The 209-nt window shown below is 52.6% G+C and carries 1 rRNA gene; it reads left to right on the forward strand.

Features of this window, described 5'->3' with window-relative positions:
* Positions 1-209: ribosomal RNA gene (locus PL9214_RS29415) — 16S ribosomal RNA — on the forward strand; the annotation flags it as partial.

Consider the following 209-nt stretch of genomic DNA (forward strand, 5'->3'; position numbering starts at 1 on the left):
CCGTGCCAGCAGCCGCGGTAATACGGAGGATGCAAGCGTTATCCGGAATGATTGGGCGTAAAGAGTCCGTAGGTGGCCCTTCAAGTCTGCTGTTAAAGAGCGAGGCTTAACTTCGTAAAAGCAGTGGAAACTGGAGAGCTAGAGTGTAGTAGGGGCAGAGGGAATTCCTGGTGTAGCGGTGAAATGCGTAGAGATCAGGAAGAACACCG

The sequence above is a fragment of the Planktothrix tepida PCC 9214 genome, assembly GCF_900009145.1.
Lineage (GTDB): Bacteria > Cyanobacteriota > Cyanobacteriia > Cyanobacteriales > Microcoleaceae > Planktothrix > Planktothrix tepida.